Origin of the sequence: uncultured Campylobacter sp., assembly GCF_937890585.1 — a bacterium.
Taxonomy (GTDB): Bacteria; Campylobacterota; Campylobacteria; order Campylobacterales; family Campylobacteraceae; genus Campylobacter_A.
This window is the reverse complement of sequence record NZ_CALACG010000294.1, coordinates 1-18,823: the sequence shown is the minus strand read 5'-3', so window position 1 is coordinate 18,823 and position 18,823 is coordinate 1. Positions and strand designations below refer to the sequence as shown.

Below are 18,823 nucleotides of genomic sequence, written 5' to 3'. Positions count from 1 at the left end.
AGTTTCTGGAGTCATATTAAGTATTGATGAAATTTTTGTATGCTTTAACTCATTAAAAAGATCTTCATGATCTAAAATAAACCTAGCTACCTTCTCTTCAGAGCTTAAGATGAGCTCTTGATGAAGTAAATTCGTTGTTATTCTTATCTTTTGAGCCATTGATTTTAGAAATTTCATGCAAATTTCTGGCTTTGTTAAAAATTGTGCTTCAAATTTTTCATAATTTATCTTTAAAACTTCACCAGAGATAGTAAAAATGGCGCTTGCAGGATAAGGGATATTTTCAAAATTTACGACTTCAGCTACAAAATTCATAGGTGCAAGCTGATGGATAAAAATTTCCTTGCCATTTGCCGTAGTTTTATAAAGCTTAACTGAGCCAGTTATCAAAAACGTAAGCCACTTTGGCTCCTCGCCCTCTATAAATAAAAACTCGCCTTTTTTGTATTTTTTAACAACGCTTATTGTTTCAAGTTTAGCTAGGTCATCGGCGCTTAGACCTTGAAAAAATGGGATTTGTTCTATCATATTTCACTCGCTTTTAAAATGAAAAAGCATTTTAGCATAAAAAATAGGACAAAATTTAACGGATTTCAAAGGGAGCTTTCTCCCTTTGATTTAAGAATTTATTTTTTAAGAAGATCTCTGATCTCAGTTAGAAGTGCTATATCGGCTGGAGTTTCAGGCTCTGCAGGAGCTGCCTCTTCTTCTTTTGGTAGTTTATTTTTAAGTGTATTTAAAGCTTTGATGACGCAAAAAATACAAAACGCAATGATTAAGAAATCAACCATTGTTTGTATAAATGAGCCATAGTTTATCGTAACAGCTGGCGCGCCTTCTACTGCTTCTTTTAGTGTTAGCTTAAGATCAGTGAAATTTACACCGCCTGTTATAGCGCCAACTACTGGCATGATAATATCGCCAACTAGTGATGAGACAATCTTTCCAAATGCCCCACCGATAACAACACCAACTGCCATATCTATGACATTTCCGCGCATCGCAAATTCTTTAAATTCGCTTATAAAACTCATTGCTTTCTCCTATAAATAGTTAAATTTTCGTGCGGATTTTATAAAAACTATGCTTTGCTTAGCCTAAAAATTTAAAATTACATAACTTTAAATTTATCAAGCTAGTGTTATAATCCAAACTTCAAATTTAACGTAAGGAATGAGCTTATGTATCGTTTTGCACCCTCTCCAACAGGAGATATGCACATAGGAAATTTGCGTGCTGCTATTTTCAACTATATTTGTTCTTTGCAAGATAAAAGTGGCTTTATTTTACGCATAGAAGATACCGACAAAGAGCGAAATATCGAGGGAAAAGAGAAAGATATCTTAGAAATTTTGAGCAAATTTGGCATAAAACCAGAGCAAATTTACATCCAAAGTGAAAATTTAAAATTCCACAGACAGCTTGCATCAAAGCTTCTCATCGATAAAAAGGCCTTTGCTTGCTTTTGCACCGAAGAAGAGCTCGAAGCAAAAAAACAAAAAGCAAAAGAGCAAGGCGTGGCATATAGATATGACGGCACCTGCGAGAGGCTAAGCGATGCTGAAGTTTTAAACTGCGAAAAGCCTTTTGTCATCCGCATGAAAAAACCAACACGCACGATGAGTTTTACAGATGCGATCAAAGGCGAGCTAAGCTTCGAGCCAGACGCTGTTGATAGCTTTGTCATCATGAGAGCAGACAAAACCCCAACTTATAACTTCGCCTGCGCGGTTGATGATATGCTTGAGGGCGTGACCTTTGTCATACGCGGCGAGGATCACGTGAGCAACACACCAAAGCAAGACCTCATACGCGAGGGACTTGGCTACACCGGCAAGATGAACTACGCGCATTTGCCTATCCTTTTAAATATAGAGGGCAAAAAAATGAGCAAACGCGAGAACGAATCAAGCGTAAAATGGCTCTTTGAGCAGGGATTTTTACCTGAGGCGATCGCAAACTATCTAATACTTCTTGGCAACAAAACTCCAACTGAAATTTTTACTATAGAAGAGGCAGTGAAATGGTTTGATATAACCAAAATTTCACGCTCACCTGCTAGATTTGACGTGAAAAAGCTTGAGCAGATAAATAGAGAGCACATCAAACTTGCCTCAAAAGAGCGCATAAAAGAGATCTTTGGCGTGGATGAGAGCAAGGTTGAGCTAGTTAAATTTTACACTCAAGAAAGCTCTCTTGTGCCTGAGATAAAGGCAAAAGTTGAGGCTATATACTCGCCAAAAATAGCTCCAGATGAGTACAAAAACGAATTTGAGATCATAAAAGAAGCAGCTCGTAATTTAAAAGCGTGCGAGAGCTTTGATGAGTTTAAAAAAGAGCTTATGAGCGCTACAAATTTAAAAGGTAAAAACTTTTTCATGCCACTACGTGCGCTTCTTACAAACGACCTTCATGGCCCTGAGTTAAGCGAGCTCTATCCGCTCATCAAAGATGATCTAGGCAAAATTTTAATCTAGGAGCAAAAATGATACTTTCCACCCTATTTTCAGCGATTGCGAACATTTTGCACCTTATCATCACGGTCTATACGTGGATCGTTATCGCAGCAGCTCTCATTAGCTGGGTCAAGCCTGATCCTAGCTCACCAGTCGTGCAGCTGCTTTATAGGCTGACTGATCCTGTTTATAGCTTCATTAGACGCTATATAAAAACAGAATTTAACGGCATCGACTTTGCCCCGCTCATCGTGCTTTTGGCACTTCAATTTTTAAGTCAATTTCTTATAAGGCTTTTGTTTGTTTTTGCTGCGTCACTTTAGTATCCTCTCTCTGGCCTGCGTTGCTCTTTTAGCTAAAATTTACACCTACGAGGAGCTAAAAAACGAGCCAAAAAGCCTTGCAAAAGACTACTACATAAACCGCCTTATAAACGAGGGCAGCTACACAAAAGAGCAGATAGCTGAGCTTTCACGCGACGTTTTTAGAAAAAGTGGCTTAGTTCAAAAATCAATCAACAAAATTTTACCTCCAAAAGCAGCTCCTAGCAAATGTCCTGGCATAAACGCAAGCAACATCACAAGTGCTAGCTTGGCTTGCCAAAATTTACTAACAACGATGAGCTTTTCTCTAAAGCTTGATAGCAAAACTCGTGAAATTTTAGCGGCAAATCTTGCAAGCACAAATCCAGAAAAAGCTAGGATTTTACGCACTTTAAACGAGGCAAATCCTGCTCTTAGCTTTGCAAGCGCAAACGATACAAAGAGCTTTTTAGAGCTTTTTAACGCTTCAAACCCACAAAGTAAAAATGCCATTTTTAGCGCAAGCTTTGAAGCAAATTTTATGAACAAGCTCTACATGCAAAAGGGCTTTACAAATTTATTAAACGATGTCGTGTTTAATAAAAAATATGAAAGCTTTAGAAGAAATTTACTTAACATAGATCCAGCTGTCACTGAAAAAAGCGACGCATTTACACTTGGGCTAAACGCTATCTTACTTGGTCAAAATGACATTGCATTTAGTTTTTTCACAAGAGCTAAAAACACCTTTGATAGGGCTTGGCAAAGGGATAATGCCACATTTTGGCAGTATGAACTAAGCGGCAATGAGAGTTTTTTAAAAGAGCTAAGTGCCAGCAAAGATGCAAACATCTACTCGCTTTACGCAAGAGATTTGGTCGGTGGCGAGCCACTTGAGGTGATCGTGCCAAGACCTAGCAAGCAAAATATCGAAAATTTTGATGTGAGCGATCCATTTTTGTGGAACAAAACCGCTGCCCTTGCAAAGGATATGAATGCCACACAAGCAAGCGAATTTGCGATGAAATTTTACACAAACGAGAGCATCGGCGCATACGCATACTTCATGCAAAAGGCGCACGGCTGGGAGAAGCAGTACTTTTTGATGCCAAGCTCACCAGAGCTTGAGGGCATCAGCACTGAGCGAAAGTCGATTATCTACGCACTTGCTAGGCAAGAGAGCCTCTTTATCCCAAGTGTCGTTTCTACCTCATACGCCCTTGGTATGATGCAGTTTATGCCATTTCTTGCAAATGCGATCGGCAAAAAAGAGCTAAAAATTCCAAATTTTGACCAAGACGATCTTTTTAAAACCGATGTCGCCTTTAAATTTGCAAATCACCACCTAAACTACCTTGATAAATTTCTTTACCATCCGCTCTTTACAGCCTACGCGTATAACGGCGGTATCGGCTTTACCAAAAAAGTCATCACAAGAGATGATATGTTTAAAGAAGGTAAATTTGAGCCATTTTTATCGATCGAGCTAGTCCCAGTGGCTGAGACTAGAAACTACGGCAAGAAGGTGCTTGCAAACTACGTGATCTATATGGCGCTTAATGGTTCCAGTATAAAGATTTCGCAACTTTTCGAAAATTTAACAAAACCAGCTTTGACTGATAAATTTCGAAACTAAGCGCGAGATCGTCACTTTGCTTACTTGGTGCGGTCACTTCGTAATAGACCGCCCAAGGCATTGAAAATCCAGCAAATTTAAGCATCTCGTCACTTTCATCAAGCAGCCTTGCATTTGTGGCATTTGAGTCGCCATTTACCTTTATATTGCTCAAATTTTGCGCATGCTCTTTTGGGTTTATGGCTACTAAAAAGTGCTCTTTGCTCTCGTCTAAATTTGAGTTATATATTGGATTTAAATAGGTTGCGATTATGAGCGTTCTATCGGTGCCATCTATGATCTCGCTCTTGCTTGTGTAGGCTAAAAGCTCATTTTTTAGTGGCTCATGCACGATCACTTTTTGATCAGCGCAACCAAATATCATCAAAATAAATGCAAAAAATAGTGTAAATTTTCTCATAAAAATCTCTTAAAAGGTTAAATTTTCTCGCATTTTAGCATTTTATTTTTTAAATTTCACTCATAAATTTTAAAGCCAATATGAGCTATAATCGCAAGAAATTTTAACGAAAAAGGCTCTTATGAAAAGACTTGCCATTGCTTTTTCTGGCCCTTCAAATAGCGGAAAAACGACGCTTATCTTAAAAGTCGCAAAAAAATTTATAGATGATGGGCTAAAGGTCGTTGTGGTCAAGCACGACCCAGGCGACAAGGCCAAATTTGACGTTGAAGGCAAGGATAGCTTTAAATTTTCTGAGGCAGGAGCTGACGTAGTCGTGATGAGTCCGACTAGAACGACTTACTTTTCGCAAAGCTCGCAAGGCATAGACGAGGTCATAAGGATGATCGGCGAGTTTGACATGCTCTTAGTCGAGGGGCTAAAGACGCTACCACTGCCAAGACTAAGCGTCTTTAGAGGTGAGATCGATGAAGCTTATCTTAGCTTTTCAGATGCGATCACCACTTATAAAGAGCAGATCCCCTACGAGATCACAAATCTAAATTTAGACGATATAGACGCCATTTGTGCGTGGATAATCAAAAATGCAAAGGCTGTATAATGCAAGAACTAAACCAAATTTTTAACACTATTAAAGATATCGCAAAAGAGATAAGCGAGGTCATAAAATACGCCGATCTTGGCTACACAACTCACGAAAACGCAACTGGCGACACCCAGCTAAAGCTTGACGTCAAAAGCGACGAAATCATCACGGCTAAATTTAAGCAGCTTTCATGCGTAAAAGCGCTAATTAGCGAAGAGAAAGAGGACGAGCTTGAGATAAATAAAAATGCTAAATTTATCATCGCTTACGATCCACTCGATGGCTCAAGCTTAGTTGATGTAAATTTCGCTGTTGGCTCGATCTTTGGCATCTACGAAAACGAGGTAAAACCAGAAAATTTAATAGCCGCAGCTTACAGCATATATGGTCCAAGACTTGAGCTAGTGATTGCTGAGAAAAAGGGCGCTTTGCCTAAATTTTATAGGCTTGGCAAAGATGGCGAGTTTAAATTTGTAAAAGAGCTTGAGCTAAAAGAAAAAGGCAAGCTAAACGCCACGGGAGCTACGCAAAAAGGCTGGAGCCAAACGCATAGAAATTTTATAAACGAGCTATTTAACCAGGGCTACAGACTAAGATACTCAGGCGCTATGGTGAGCGACTTGCACCAAATTTTACTAAAAGGCGGCGGTCTTTTTAGCTACCCAGCAACGAGCGATCATCCAAATGGCAAGCTAAGGGTTGTCTTTGAAGTATTGCCATTTGCCTTTATATATGAAAACGCAAAGGGCGCAACCTCAAACGGCAAAAATCAAACACTTTTTGATATAAAAATAGAAAAAATTCACCAAACTACGCCATGCTTCTTTGGCTCACGTGATGAAATTTCTCTTTTGCATAAATTTTACGAGCAAAAATAATGCAAGAAGCACAAGCAAACGAGCCACTTGACGCATTTGAGCTAGCCCTAAAACAAAAGGCAAAAATCATGCAAGAGTGTCAAGAGCAAAAAGGGCGCAAAAGCTGTTTTAACTGCGAGGCATTTTTTGACTGTGAGACGAGGATAGAGTATGTAAATAGCTGCTACAACTCGATGTCAAAAGGCAACACCGGCAGTGACGGCGGATTTGATTTTTAAATTTAAAGGAAAAATATGAAAGAAAAAGCTTATATAACCACTCCGATTTATTACGTAAATGACGTGCCACACATCGGCCACGCCTACACGACTATCATCGCTGATACGCTAGCTAGATTTAACCGCTTGCAAGGCAAAGAGACCTACTTTATGACTGGCACAGACGAGCATGGTCAAAAGATCGAGCAAGCAGCTCGCGCTAGAGGCAAGACGCCAAAAGAGTACGCGGACGAGATCAGTGCGAAATTTAGATCGCTTTGGGATGAATTTGAGATAAGCTACGACCATTTTATAAGGACAACCGACGAAGAACACAAGCAGACCGTGCAAAATGTCTTTGAAAAGATGCAAGCAAACGGCGATATCTACAAGGGCGAGTACGAGGGCTTTTACTGCGTTAGCTGCGAGACATTTTTTAACCAAAGAGATCTACTTGAGGACAACCGCTGTCCAGACTGCGGCCGCGTGACATCTTTAGTCAAAGAAGAGAGCTACTTTTTCAAACTTTCAAAATATGAAGATGCACTTTTAAAATGGTATGAAAACGACGAACTTTGCGTCATCCCAAAGGGCAAGAAAAATGAGGTCGTAAGCTTTGTAAAAGGCGGACTAAAAGATCTCTCTGTGACAAGAACGAGCTTTGACTGGGGTATAAAGCTACCAAAGAGCGCAAATGACGACAAGCACGTTATGTATGTCTGGCTTGACGCGCTCATAAACTACCTAACAACACTAGGATACTCAAGAGATAACGCCAGAATGGACTTTTGGCCGCATACGACACACATCGTTGGCAAAGACATTTTGCGTTTTCACGCAGTTTATTGGCCGGCATTTTTGATGAGCCTTGGCTTGCCACTGCCAAAACACGTCGCAGCGCACGGCTGGTGGACGATAGATGGCGAAAAGATGAGCAAAAGCAAGGGCAACGTCATAAACCCAAGAGAGGTCGCAAACGCTTATGGACTTGAAAATTTCAGATACTTTTTGCTTAGAGAGGTGCCTTTTGGACAAGATGGCGACTACAGCCAAAAAGCCTTGATCGAGCGCATAAACTCAGAGCTTGGCAACGGACTTGGCAATCTGCTAAGCCGAATTGTGGGCATGAGCGCAAAGTATAGCGACTACAAGATCGACTCAAAAGATGTGATCAAATTTCATAAAGCCGAGCTTGATGAGGCGAAGGGCTATCTTGATGAGGCTATTAAAAATTTAGAAAATTTAGCTACAAACCGCTATTTAGAGGATCTTTGGAAGGTTGTAACTCTGGCAAACGCAGCCGTTGCGAAGTATGAGCCATGGTCGCTTGTGAAAGCTGGCAAAAGTGACGAGGCAAACGCACTTGTGGCGCTTTGCGCAAATTTACTTGCTAAAGTTGCCATTTTGCTTAGCCCAGCTATGCCAAAAACTTGCGCTAAGATAGCTGATACGCTTGGCTTTAGCATAGATACGGCTTCTTATGAGAGCCTTGTCTTAAAAAATGAAATTTCAAATTTTACCGCAAAAGCTACTGAGCCACTCTTCCCAAGGATAGAAAAAGAGCTAATGGGCGAGGCTAGCAAGCCAAAAGAAGAAGCAAAAGTAGAGGCAAAAGCTGAGCCAAAAGAGGAGAAAAAAGAAGAAGGTATTATTAGCATCGATGACTTTGCCAAAATTGTGATAAAAGTAGGCGAAGTGCTCGAGTGCGAGAGGGTTGAGGGTAGCGAGAAACTGCTTAAATTTAAGATAGATCTTGGCGAGGAGCAGCCACGTCAAATTTTATCTGGCATCGCCAAATACTACGAGCCTAGCTCGCTTGTGGGCAAGCAAGTTTGCGTTTTAGCAAATTTAAAAGAGCGAACGATGATGAAAAAATATGTCTCGCAAGGCATGATCCTAAGCGCATCAGACGGCTCACTAACGCTTCTTGGCACGCAGGGCAAGGTCAAAAACGGCGCGATCGTTGGCTAAATGACTATAGAAAATTTAACCCATATAATAAATGGGCAAATTTTAAACAACCCAAGCATCTCAAGCGTGACTAGCTTCGCGTTTGAGGCTAAAAATATAAAACGAGGCTACGCTCTCATCGCCACACAAAGCGATCAGATCGCACCTGCGATAAAGCAAGGTGCCTACGCTATCATTAGTGAAGAGGATATCACACCAAGCGACGAGGAGATAGCCTTTATCAAGGTAGCAAGCCTGCAAACGGCTATCATCAAACTCATGCGCTTTGAAGCGATCCACAAAAATATCAAATTTTGCGCGGTTAATCCCTTCATAAAAGCGCTTTTAGAAAAGTCGCACCTTGAAAAAAACGCCCACGTCATACCTGAAAATTTAAACGAGCTTTTTTATAAAATTTTCCATGCAAATTTGTTTGACACATTTTTTAGCGACGATACGAGGATACTTCAAAGGCTCTCACTTCTTTACGAGACGGCCTGGACTGATACAAATATAAGCGTGCTAAATCCAAGCTCGATCTTTTTTACAACGCTCATTTACGATGACAAATACTATCAAAATTTATCCATTCCAAGGGTTTTTGCTGGGATGTTTTGCGGACTTCTTGGCTATCTTAAAAAAAATAATATCGGCTTTAAAGTGACAGAGAGCAGAATTTCATCACACTTTGACCCAGTCTTTATCGACAAAGACTTTAAGCCAGTTGGTTTTGGAAGTAGTTTTAGAGCTGTGATAGCTGAAGAAGACGAAGAGCTATTTTTGACTGAAAGCATATTTCTAAGGCGAAATTTCAGCGAAAGCGAGCTTAAATTTTGCCTGCCAAAAGATAGCACGCTAAAGGTTGAAAACGCCATTTTTTATGAAAATTTAGAGGAGATAAAAGAGCTGCAAAATTTCGTCTATGCCCTTGTGCTTTGCAAAAAAGAGGATCTACTTGATAGCTTAAGTCAAAGCAAAGAGCAAAGCGGACTCTTTTAAATTTAGAGCCAGAGCCTAAGCCCTGGCAGTTTTTACTCACCCAAAAAATATTTTAGATCAGCTTGAGCGTCGCCGCTAATTGGTCTAACGTTAAATTTATCCACTAAGAAATTTATAATCTCTTCATTGAAAAATTTAGGCAAGCTAGGTCCTACGTTGATATTTTTGATACCAAGGCTAAATAGCGCTAGCAAGATGATGACCGCTTTTTGCTCCATCCACATTAGCACGATAGAAACTGGTAGGTCATTTACTGCGATACCTGTTGCCTCACTTAGAGCTAGGGCGATCTTAACTGCGCCGTTGCTGTCGTTGCACTGGCCAAGGTCGATGTAGCGTGGTAGCTCGGTGCCTGGGACGTTGCCAAAGTCGATGTCGTTAAATCTAAATTTACCACAGCTTGAAGTAAGTATGACGCAGTCTTTTGGAAGGCTAGCAGCTAGCTCTCTATAGTACTCACGTCCCTTGCCAGGTGCGTCACAGCCGGCGATCACGAAAAATCTGCGGATCTTGCCAGTGTTTATCGCATCTAAAATTTGTGGGGCTAAAGTTAGGATAGTCTTGTAGTGGCCGCCAGTTACTAGGCTCTCGTCGCTATCAAAGCCGCTAACGTCGCCGCAAGCTAGTGCGCACTCGATAAGTGGTGTGAAGTCGTCGTTTTCGATGTGTTTTACGCCGTTTGTGCCTGCGATCGAGTAGCCAAATAGTCTGTCAGCGTATGTGCAGTTTGAGCGTAGTGGCACGATGCAGTTTGTTGTCATTAGTATCGCGCCTTTAAATTCGTTAAATAGCTTAGTTTGGTCAAACCACGCCTTGCCGACGTTGCCTTTTAGGTGGCTGTACTTGCGTAGTTCTGGGTATCCGTGAGCTGGAAGCATCTCTGAGTGAGTGTAGATGTTGATGCCTTTATCTTTTGTCGCCTCAAGTAGCGCTTTTAGAGCGTGCAGGTTGTGGCCGCTTACTAAGATCGCCTTGCCCTCGACCTTGTTTTGGCTCACTCTAACTGGTGTTGGGATACCAAATTTAGCCGTGTGAGCCTCGCTTAGTAGGTTCATCACCTCAACGCCAGCACCGCCTACTTCAAGAAGCTGCTTAATGTGCTCATCGAAGTTGAAATTTGAGTTTGTAAGCGTAAAATAAAGTGTATCAGCCATAACGCGATCAACGTTGCTAGTATCAGCACCAAGCTCGTGTGCGTGGTGGCGGTATGCGCTAAGGCCTTTTAAGCCAAAAACCATCGTATCTTGCAAAAGCGCTAGCGTGTCACTCTTACCACAGGTGCCCATAGGCTGGCCCTTTGCACCGCATCCATCCTCAGCGCTCATCTCGCACTGATGGCAAAACATCTTCATATCTTTCATCGTCTCTCCTTGTAAATTTAAAAATTTAAGCGGATTTTATCCTAGGTGGCTAGCCATTTTGGTTGATAGCAGTCAAGAAAAGTTAAATTTAAATTTTAGTTGTTAAATTTAAGGTTTTATGATTATGGATATCAAAATTTAGAATAGCCTTTTAAAGAAAATGGCTACCAGATCGTAAAAGACAAAAGCCTAATCGATGAAAACACGCTTACCGCAAGCGCTAAGATAGATAAATTTTGGTCTTATATAGCTCTTGGTTTTAGCAAGGTTGGGCTAAATATGGATATAGACACACTTTTAAGCGTCAAAGACAAAGAGATAAAGACCGATCTAAAACGCTCTGAGTTTTATTTTCTGGTGACAAATGACGACTTTTCAAACATCATAAAAACATCTCTAAAAGAGTATAAAGAGAAACTTGCAAAACAGATAAGCGAGCTAAATTTGGAGTAAATTTTAGGCTAGCTGCTAAATTTATAGTAGCTAGCTTTTAAATTTCAAGGCAAATTTCACTTTTTATAAGGGATTTTATCAACGGCGTTTGCCTTTTTAAAGCCATTTAGCCTTAGCCTGCAGCTATCACAAAGCCCGCACGCCTCATCCTCACTCTCGTAGCAGCTCCATGTAAGCTCTATTGGCGAATTAAGCTCAAGTGACTTTGCCACAATGTCAGCCTTGCTTAAATTTACAAGTGGCGTGATGATCTCGCAAGAAAAATCAGCCGAAGTGCCTAAATTTATCGCCTCATTTATGCTTTTTATAAAGCTCTCTTTGCAGTCAGGATACCCCGAGCTATCCTCCTCGACCACGCCTATATAGATCGCCTGCGCCCCCTCTTTTTCGGCAAGCGCGGCAGCGATAGAGATAAATACGCCATTTCTAAACGGCACGTAGGTGTTTGGCACCTCCTTGCTAACGCCATCTTTTCTTATCTGCATGCTAGTATCGGTTAGCGAATTTCCACCTATTTGAGCGATGAAGCCAACATCAAGGTTTATCTTTTTAACCACACCCAGTCGCTCGCAGATCTCGTCAAACGCGCGCTTTTCCCGATTCATAGTCCTTTGGTTATAGTCAAAATGAAGTGCGACCACATCATACCCAGCCCTCTTTGCTATCACAGCGCAAAGCGTGCTATCCATGCCGCCACTCATTATACAAACTGCTTTTTTCATATTTTGCCTTTTAAATTTGCTAAAATTATACAAAAATTTACTAAGGACAAGCCAAAAATGATACTTTGCGAAGAGAGTTATCCAGAAATTTTAGATCAAATTTGCTCATATCTAACGCCCGGTGAAGTTGAGCTTCTATTTATCAATAAAGATGAGATGAGAGAACTAAACAGATCTGAGCGTGGCATAGACAAAACAACTGACGTCTTAAGCTTCCCCCTTGAGCTTGTCATACACGCCCCACTTGGCTCAATCGTCATAAACAAAGATATGGTAAAAGAAAAAGCAGCCGAGCTAAATCACAGCGAATATGCTGAAACTGCGCTACTTTTCACACATGGCTTGCTGCATATCTTAGGCTTCGATCACGAAAAAGATGATGGGCAAATGAGAGAAAAAGAGTGCGAAGTGATAGCTAAATTTAACTTGCCAAAGAGCCTAATCGTAAGAAGCGAAGATGTTAGGCTCATTGATCTTATAAATAAAAAGGGCTGATAAAGCCCCTACATTAAAGAGCCTCTTTTTTTGTCTCTAAATTTTCAACTTTTGGCGCAAAAGCCTTGTTTATCTTTCTTATCCAGATAACAAGCGAGATAAATAAGATGAAGTAAAGCACGTAGCTAGCAATAGGCCAGCTGGTGTTTGTGCCGCTATCTTTTATCGAGATCGCGTTTCTAAACTCGTTTAGCATAGAAATTCTATATCCATAGTATTTGATAGTGACGTTTCTATCGCTATTTGTAAAGCCTTGAGCCTTTGCTTGGATGTCGGCTGAGTTAAATTTAAAATAAAATGGAAAGCCCCACGCCGTATCTTCGTTTCTATAAGCCATCACCTTTTGGTCATTTTGCGCATCTTTTGCGTAGATAAAATAGACATCTCTAACAGGCCCGTCGGCTGGGTTTTTAGCGTCTATGATGCCATCTTTGTCCATGCGTTTTACGTCGCCGCCAGTTATCTGCACGCTTGCGTAGTGCGGAAATGAAAAATCAACCAAAAACGCCAAAAATAGGTGCAAAAGCACAACAAATGTAACGCAAATTCTCTTTAAAAATGTCATCATTTCTATCCTTTAAATTTGCGCTATTTTATGAAAAGATAGCTTAAACAAAGGGGCAAAGCGCCCCTATAAATTTAAGCCTTTTTATTAAGCATAAATTTTAAAAGCTGAGCAAAGAAGCAGATGCCGCCGATTATCAAGATCGTATCGCCAAGCATCCTTAGCCATCTTAAATTTTGCAAGTGTGACTGCTGTAAAAGCTCAGCACTTCTAGCATACCACATACCTTGATCTAGACTTGCAAATGCCTGATAGATGCCTATTGGTAGAAGTGAAAGCACGATCATTAGCATAAGTCCTGCATTTAGCCCCCAAAAGCCAACTTTCATCAAATTTTCATCAAATTCTTGCCCTTTAAATAGATAAGTAGCCACAAGCCAAACAAAGCCAAGTGCCAAAAATCCATAAACGCCAAATAGCGCTGCGTGTCCATGAACTGGCGTTGTATTTAGCCCTTGGATGTAAAATAGCGAGATCGGAGGATTTATCAAAAATCCAAAGACACCAGCACCTAGCATATTCCAAAAGGCAACTGCGATGAAGCAGTAAAGTGGCCACTTAAGCGTTTTAGCCCAGCTTTGAGCAAACTGGAGTTTGTAGTGCTCATACGCCTCAGCTCCAAGCAAGACCAAAGGCACGACCTCAAGCGCTGAAAAGCTTGCACCAACAGCCATTATAGGCGTTGTAGTGCCTGCAAAGTAGAGGTGATGGAAGGTGCCTGGGATCCCACCTACCATAAAGAGTGACGCACTTGCAAGCGTTGAAAATGTCGCAAATCTTTTTGAGACAAGGCCCAAAGAAACAAAGACAAAGGCAAGTGAGGCTGTCGCAAATACCTCAAAAAAGCCCTCAACCCAAAGGTGTACAACCCACCAGCGCCAGTACTCCATCACTGGAAGCGGACTTCTTTGACCATAAAATAGCCCTGCTCCGTAAAACAAACCAACCGCAACCGCCGACATAGCAAAGATAGCAAGTAAATTTTTATCGCCTTTGTTTTTAAACCCGCCTGCAAATCCACGAAGAAGTAGAAGCATCCAGATGACAAGACCGACAAACAAAATGATCTGCCAAACTCGTCCAAGATCGATATATTCATATCCTTGATGTCCAAGCCAGAAGCTTAAATTTATAGGCATGATGTTTGCGATAGCTAAATATTCACCCACAAAACTGCCAACTACAAGGAAAAGTAGCGCGTAAAAGAGCAGATCAACGCCAAGCTTTTGAAATTTTGGATCCTTGCCGCCATTTATGATAGGGGCTAAAAATAGTCCAGCTGCTAAAAATCCGGTCGCTATCCAGAAGATACTAGCTTGTATATGCCACGTTCTAGCAAGCGAATAAGGAATGTAGGCTGATAAATTTATGCCATAAAATTCTTGTCCTTCGACTGTGTAGTGAGCTGTAAAGCCGCCTATTAAAATTTGAAACGCAAATAGCGCCAGCGTGACAAAGAGATACTTTTTAAGCGCCTTTTGTGATGGTGTTAAATTTAGCTTTTTAAGTGGATCTTCGCTAATTGGCTCAAGCTTTTCATCATCTTTTTTGCCGTAAAATGAGCTAAACCAAACAAGAAGTCCAATGCCAGTTAGAAGTATCACGACGCTTGCAATCGACCAAAAGACATTCTCACTTGTTGGCACGTTATCGATTAGTGGTTCGTGCGGCCAGTTGTTTGTATAGGTTGCCTCGCTACCAGGTCTGTTTGTCGCTGTTGCCCAGGCTGACCAGAAGAAGAAGTTGTTTAGATCGGCTCTGTCGCTAGCACCTGGGAGTGTGTTTTCTTTCATCGCATAAGCTTCTCTTAAAGGCCTAAACTTAGGATCATCTCCAAAAAGCGCAGCATACTCGCTAGCTACTTGACTTATTGCCTTTAGCCTATCAGCGCTTAACACAAATTTATCGTCTTTGACGCTATTTTCTCTATACTCTTTTTTAAGCAAAACCTTTAAATTTGCTTTTTGCTCGTCATTTAGATCAGCATATTTTAGATGATAAATTTCATCAGCTTTGATCTCTAAAAAGGCAACTAGCTCTTTGTGAAGCCAGTCCGCACTCCAATCAGGCGCTTGATATGCCCCGTGTCCCCAAACAGAGCCAACCTGCATACCGCCTATGCTTTGCCAAGCCTCTTGACCTTTGTAGATACTCTCTTTGTCGATTACGACCTTGCCATTTTCGTCAGTAAAATTTACGACTGGAGGCGAATTTCTATAAACCTCAACGCCGTAGTAGCCTAAAATACTAAAGCAAACTACCAGCACAGCAACAAATGCGAGCCAGTATCTTTTGTATTCACGCATCAATTCTCCTTTTTTAAAATTTAGGAGAAAGTTTATCTCATTTCAAAATAGTGACTAATGACATATATCAATAAAAGGAGAATATTTATCCTATTAGTTTTATAGAAATTTACAATAATATGCATTTTTTTCACAATGTATATGCAAATTTTACATAATATTAATGTAAATAGCGGTAACATATCAATCAAACTATTTCACACGAAAAAAGGAAAAAATATGCAAATGAATTTCATGCACAAAGTGGCTAAAATTAGCCTTGTTGCTTCACTTTTTACAGCTCTTAGTCTAAGCGCAGCTGACTCTGCAAGAAGCATAACCGATATGCAAGGCGTCAAAGTAAGCGTCCCAGAAAAAGTTGAGAAGATCGCAGCACTTTGGCACGCAAATAACGAGATCATCCTAGCGCTTGGTGGCATGGATAAAGTTGTGGCCACAACTGATCAAATCAAAAACAACAAGTGGTTTGCTCTTGTCTATCCAAAACTTAAAAATTTAACAGCTGCCCTAAACGGCAAAGACCTTCAGATCGAAGAGCTTGTTAAGCTTGCACCTGATGTTATTGTGGTATCAAACAAAAACTACCAAGACGAGCTTATCAAAAACGGCTTTAGCGCGGTAAATTTGATCTTTAGAGACTATCCAGATATGGAGAAAAGCATCTATGCAACGGCTGAAGTTATAGGCACTGACAAGGCTAGAGCTATGGCTGATAAACTTACAAAAAATATCCAAGATAACACTAAATTTGCAACTGATAGAACAAAGAGCATCCCTGATGCTAAACGCCCAAAGGTACTTCACTTGCTTGGCGGAGCGAATTTGCTAAAAGTTGATGGCACAAAAACTATCATAAACACTTGGATAAATTTAGCTGGCGGCAAAAACGCAGTGTCAAAAGAGGGCTCTATGATCGAACTAACAGCTGAGGAAATCGTAAATGCAAACCCTGATATCATCATCGTTGGTGGCACTGATACAGATGAGCAGATCAAAGCTATCAAAGAAAACCCTGCATATTCAGGCTCAAACGCTGTTAAAAACGGCAAAGTTTATGGCAACCCAAAAGGCGTTTTTGGATGGGATAGATACGGTGCTGAGAGCGTGCTTCAAATTTTATGGGCAGCAAAAACTATCCAGCCTGATCTTTTCAAAGACTTAGATATGAAAGCAAAAACAAAAGAGTTTTATAAAGAGTTTTTAGGTCACGAGCTTACCGACACAGAGTATGGCTATATCTTAAAAGGCCTAAATCCAGACGGTAGCAGTAAGTAAGATATGAAAAACGCAAATTTTTCAATAGTTGCTATATTTTTAGCCCTACTAACGCTTGTTTGCGCCTTTGTCGCACTTGGCGTTGGTAGGTTTTACATACCATTTAACGACGTCTTTAGTGTGCTGGCTCACAGCTTTGGTTTTGGAGATGGCGCAGCTAGCAACATCACAAACGTGATAGAAAATTTACGCATACCTCGTATCATCGCAGCTATCTTAGTCGGTGCCGCTCTTAGCGTGAGTGGTGCAGCCTATCAAGGCGTCTTTAAAAACCAGCTAGTAAGCCCTGACCTTCTAGGCGTATCAGCAGGCGCTTGCGTGGGAGCTGCAACTGCGATCATCTTTGACCTATCGCTACTTTGGATACAAATTTTTGCATTTGGCTTTGGCCTAGCAGCCGTTGCTATCACTCTAGCTATACCTAAGATGATGGGGCGCACGAGCACGCTTATGCTGGTTCTTTCTGGTATCATCGTAAGTGGCCTCATGGGCTCAATAATCGGCTTTTTAAAATATGTCGCAGATCCTGAAACAAAGCTACCTGACATTGTTTATTGGCAGCTTGGTAGCCTTGCTAAGCTTGATAGCGATAACTTAATATACATCGCCCCAGTGATGATCATCTGCGCCATTTTGCTAATAGCCATGAGCTGGCGTATAAATTTACTATCTCTTGGCGACGAGAGTGCGGCAAGACTAGGCGTAAATGTGGCTTTTGAGCGCGCTGTCATCATCATCTGCGCCACGCTTCTTACAGCCTGCAGCGTCTGTATAAGCGGCATAGTCGCTTGGGTGGGACTTCTCATGCCTCACTTAGCGCGCATGCTAGTTGGCGCAAATAACATAAAAAGCATGCCTGCAAGCATATTTATGGGTGCGATATTTTTGCTTTTTGTAGATACCTTAGCGCGCAGCATAAGCGTGAGCGAAGTGCCTCTTGGCGTACTTACTGGCTTTATCGGCACGGTATTTTTCGTCTGGGTTTTATGGCGAAATAAAAAGGTTGCGTGATGCTTGAAGTTAGAAATTTAAACTTTAGCTACCCAAACGGGGCTGGCAAACTAGAAAATGTAAATTTAAAAATAGGCGCTGGGGAAATTTTAACCATTCTTGGTCGAAATGGAGCTGGCAAATCAACAACTTTAGGCTTAATAAGCGGCTCGCTAAAGCCAGTTTCTGGAGAAATTTTCCTTGATGGCAAAAACGTTGATAGCCTAAGCAACAAAGAGCGCGCTAAGATCATGGCATACGTCGCTCAAAGCGAGGTTACTGAGTATGACTACACAGGGCTTGAGTTTATCACGATGGGACGCGCGGCGCACCTTGGCATCTTTGCAAGACCTAGCAAAGAGGATGAGGAGATCGCTAGAATTTACATCAAAAAGCTTGAGATCGAGTATCTTGAGGATCGCTTCATCACGCAGATGAGTGGCGGTCAAAAGCAGATGTGTATGATCGCTCGTGCGATGGCTGCGCAGCCAAAGATGATCATATTTGACGAGCCAACGAGCGCGCTTGATTTTGGCAACCAGTATAAATTCCTACGCACCGTCAAGTGGCTAAAAGAGCTTGGCTACTCAGTCGTGCTAACCACTCACAACCCCGACTTTGCCGTGCTTCTTGGCGGATATGTAGCGCTTGTAAAGGGTGATGGCGAGGTTGGATTTGGCACAGTTGACGAGATAATTAGAAGCGAGAATTTAAGCAAGCTTTACGGACTAAATTTAAACGTAAGCTACATCGACGAAGTAAAAAGAAACTGCTGCCTCACTTATCCACTATAAATTTATCTGCTCTTAATTTTTAAGGGCAGATCACTCGTTTTATCTAAAAAATTCTACTTAAATTTACTAATCATAAATGCTAAAATGCAAAATAAATTTGAAAGGATAACTATGGCTTACCCACTACTAGGCACAAAGATCGTGATCGATGAAGAAAAGGTTATAAGAGAGAAAAAGTATAAGCTAGACGTGATCTATGAGTATTTGGACCAACTTGCCGAACAATGTAATCTAATTAGGATTGACAAAAATACTTTTCACGCAAAGGGTAATGAAAATGACTTGGCAAATTTGGGTCTGTTTGTCTATAAACACGCCATTAAAAACGAGTGGATAACTAAAAATGTCAAAGAGTGGGTTTGGATTAGTCAAAAAGAGGGCAACAGCGATATAATTGGTGATGATATGGGAGTTTGGAAGTGAGCGATAAAAATAGAGGTTCACGAAAAGCCATTAAT

Annotated in this window: 21 protein-coding genes; 14 read left to right on the top strand and 7 right to left on the bottom strand. The window is 41.0% G+C overall.

All coding sequences use genetic code 11. From position 1 onward, the window contains the following. Positions 1 to 528 (bottom strand): Crp/Fnr family transcriptional regulator (locus tag Q0296_RS08875; protein WP_298039519.1); only part of this gene is annotated, 528 nt, incomplete at its 3' end. A 98-nt stretch (positions 529 to 626) separates the two neighbouring features. Next, positions 627 to 1,034: a large-conductance mechanosensitive channel protein MscL gene (gene mscL / locus Q0296_RS08870; protein WP_298039516.1), complete on the bottom strand. Its 408-nt coding sequence runs from the start codon at positions 1,032 to 1,034 to the stop codon at positions 627 to 629. Between the two features lie 147 nt (positions 1,035 to 1,181). Between mscL and gltX the strand changes: the two genes are divergently transcribed. The 3 genes from gltX to Q0296_RS08855 are packed head-to-tail and all read left to right on the top strand — an operon-like array spanning position 1,182 to position 4,394. After that, the gene (gene gltX / locus Q0296_RS08865) at positions 1,182 to 2,477 is read left to right on the top strand and encodes a glutamate--tRNA ligase (protein ID WP_298039513.1); all 1,296 of its coding nucleotides are present in this window, start codon (positions 1,182 to 1,184) and stop codon (positions 2,475 to 2,477) included. A gap of 8 nt (positions 2,478 to 2,485) precedes the next feature. Beyond that, a complete protein-coding gene (locus Q0296_RS08860) occupies positions 2,486 to 2,779 on the top strand; it encodes a YggT family protein (RefSeq protein WP_103639331.1) in 294 nt (97 codons plus the stop codon). Then, on the top strand, positions 2,757 to 4,394 hold the full coding sequence (locus tag Q0296_RS08855) for a lytic transglycosylase domain-containing protein (RefSeq protein ID WP_298039507.1): 1,638 nt from the start codon (positions 2,757 to 2,759) through the stop codon (positions 4,392 to 4,394). The genes Q0296_RS08860 and Q0296_RS08855 overlap by 23 nt, the downstream gene beginning before the upstream one ends. Here Q0296_RS08855 and Q0296_RS08850 read toward each other — a convergent pair. Next, positions 4,315 to 4,794, bottom strand: coding sequence for a hypothetical protein (locus tag Q0296_RS08850; RefSeq protein ID WP_298039503.1), 480 nt, complete (start codon positions 4,792 to 4,794; stop codon positions 4,315 to 4,317). The genes Q0296_RS08855 and Q0296_RS08850 overlap by 80 nt on opposite strands. A 121-nt stretch (positions 4,795 to 4,915) precedes the next feature. Between Q0296_RS08850 and mobB the strand changes: the two genes are divergently transcribed. The 5 genes from mobB to Q0296_RS08825 are packed head-to-tail and all read left to right on the top strand — an operon-like array spanning position 4,916 to position 9,404. After that, entirely contained in the window at positions 4,916 to 5,395 is a 480-nt protein-coding gene (mobB, locus tag Q0296_RS08845; protein WP_298039500.1) for a molybdopterin-guanine dinucleotide biosynthesis protein B, read from the top strand. Next, on the top strand, positions 5,395 to 6,258 hold the full coding sequence (locus Q0296_RS08840) for a class 1 fructose-bisphosphatase (protein WP_298039495.1): 864 nt from the start codon (positions 5,395 to 5,397) through the stop codon (positions 6,256 to 6,258). The genes mobB and Q0296_RS08840 overlap by 1 nt, the downstream gene beginning before the upstream one ends. After that, the gene (locus Q0296_RS08835; protein WP_002940116.1) at positions 6,258 to 6,476 is read left to right on the top strand and encodes a hypothetical protein; all 219 of its coding nucleotides are present in this window, start codon (positions 6,258 to 6,260) and stop codon (positions 6,474 to 6,476) included. The genes Q0296_RS08840 and Q0296_RS08835 overlap by 1 nt, the downstream gene beginning before the upstream one ends. 15 nt (positions 6,477 to 6,491) lie before the next feature. After that, the gene (metG, locus tag Q0296_RS08830; protein ID WP_298039492.1) at positions 6,492 to 8,426 is read left to right on the top strand and encodes a methionine--tRNA ligase; all 1,935 of its coding nucleotides are present in this window, start codon (positions 6,492 to 6,494) and stop codon (positions 8,424 to 8,426) included. Next, the gene (locus Q0296_RS08825) at positions 8,427 to 9,404 is read left to right on the top strand and encodes a ferrochelatase (protein WP_298039488.1); all 978 of its coding nucleotides are present in this window, start codon (positions 8,427 to 8,429) and stop codon (positions 9,402 to 9,404) included. Positions 9,405 to 9,436: 32 nt separating this feature from the next. Here the strand turns inward: Q0296_RS08825 and hcp are convergent, their stop codons facing one another. Next, on the bottom strand, positions 9,437 to 10,765 hold the full coding sequence (gene hcp, locus Q0296_RS08820) for a hydroxylamine reductase (protein ID WP_021087657.1): 1,329 nt from the start codon (positions 10,763 to 10,765) through the stop codon (positions 9,437 to 9,439). Positions 10,766 to 11,044: 279 nt separating this feature from the next. On the opposite strand from hcp, the gene Q0296_RS08815 reads away from it, so the two are divergent. Continuing rightward, a complete protein-coding gene (locus tag Q0296_RS08815; RefSeq protein ID WP_298039484.1) occupies positions 11,045 to 11,218 on the top strand; it encodes a hypothetical protein in 174 nt (57 codons plus the stop codon). A gap of 56 nt (positions 11,219 to 11,274) precedes the next feature. Here the strand turns inward: Q0296_RS08815 and queC are convergent, their stop codons facing one another. Then, positions 11,275 to 11,973, bottom strand: coding sequence for a 7-cyano-7-deazaguanine synthase QueC (gene queC, locus Q0296_RS08810; RefSeq protein ID WP_298039482.1), 699 nt, complete (start codon positions 11,971 to 11,973; stop codon positions 11,275 to 11,277). A 24-nt stretch (positions 11,974 to 11,997) separates the two neighbouring features. Here queC and ybeY point away from each other — a divergent pair, with 24 nt between their 5' ends. Further along, the gene (gene ybeY, locus Q0296_RS08805) at positions 11,998 to 12,435 is read left to right on the top strand and encodes an rRNA maturation RNase YbeY (RefSeq protein WP_298039477.1); all 438 of its coding nucleotides are present in this window, start codon (positions 11,998 to 12,000) and stop codon (positions 12,433 to 12,435) included. Between the two features lie 13 nt (positions 12,436 to 12,448). Here the strand turns inward: ybeY and Q0296_RS08800 are convergent, their stop codons facing one another. Beyond that, positions 12,449 to 13,003: a DUF1523 family protein gene (locus Q0296_RS08800; protein WP_298039474.1), complete on the bottom strand. Its 555-nt coding sequence runs from the start codon at positions 13,001 to 13,003 to the stop codon at positions 12,449 to 12,451. A gap of 71 nt (positions 13,004 to 13,074) precedes the next feature. Next, positions 13,075 to 15,306, bottom strand: a complete 2,232-nt coding sequence (locus Q0296_RS08795; RefSeq protein ID WP_298039471.1) for a nitric-oxide reductase large subunit — start codon at positions 15,304 to 15,306, stop codon at positions 13,075 to 13,077. 219 nt (positions 15,307 to 15,525) lie between these two features. On the opposite strand from Q0296_RS08795, the gene Q0296_RS08790 reads away from it, so the two are divergent. The 4 genes from Q0296_RS08790 (at position 15,526) to Q0296_RS08775 (ending at position 18,788) form a co-directional block, all read left to right on the top strand. Next, a complete protein-coding gene (locus Q0296_RS08790) occupies positions 15,526 to 16,581 on the top strand; it encodes an ABC transporter substrate-binding protein (RefSeq protein WP_298039468.1) in 1,056 nt (351 codons plus the stop codon). A 3-nt stretch (positions 16,582 to 16,584) separates the two neighbouring features. Further along, positions 16,585 to 17,592 carry an iron ABC transporter permease gene (locus tag Q0296_RS08785; RefSeq protein ID WP_298039465.1) on the top strand — a complete coding sequence of 336 codons (1,008 nt, stop codon included), beginning with the start codon at positions 16,585 to 16,587 and terminating at the stop codon, positions 17,590 to 17,592. Continuing rightward, complete coding sequence (locus Q0296_RS08780) at positions 17,592 to 18,365, top strand: ABC transporter ATP-binding protein (protein ID WP_298039462.1); 774 nt, start codon at positions 17,592 to 17,594, stop codon at positions 18,363 to 18,365. Before Q0296_RS08785 ends, Q0296_RS08780 begins: the two co-directional genes overlap by 1 nt. Positions 18,366 to 18,476: 111 nt before the next feature. Next, positions 18,477 to 18,788 carry a hypothetical protein gene (locus tag Q0296_RS08775; RefSeq protein ID WP_298039459.1) on the top strand — a complete coding sequence of 104 codons (312 nt, stop codon included), beginning with the start codon at positions 18,477 to 18,479 and terminating at the stop codon, positions 18,786 to 18,788. Positions 18,789 to 18,823 lie beyond the last annotated feature (35 nt).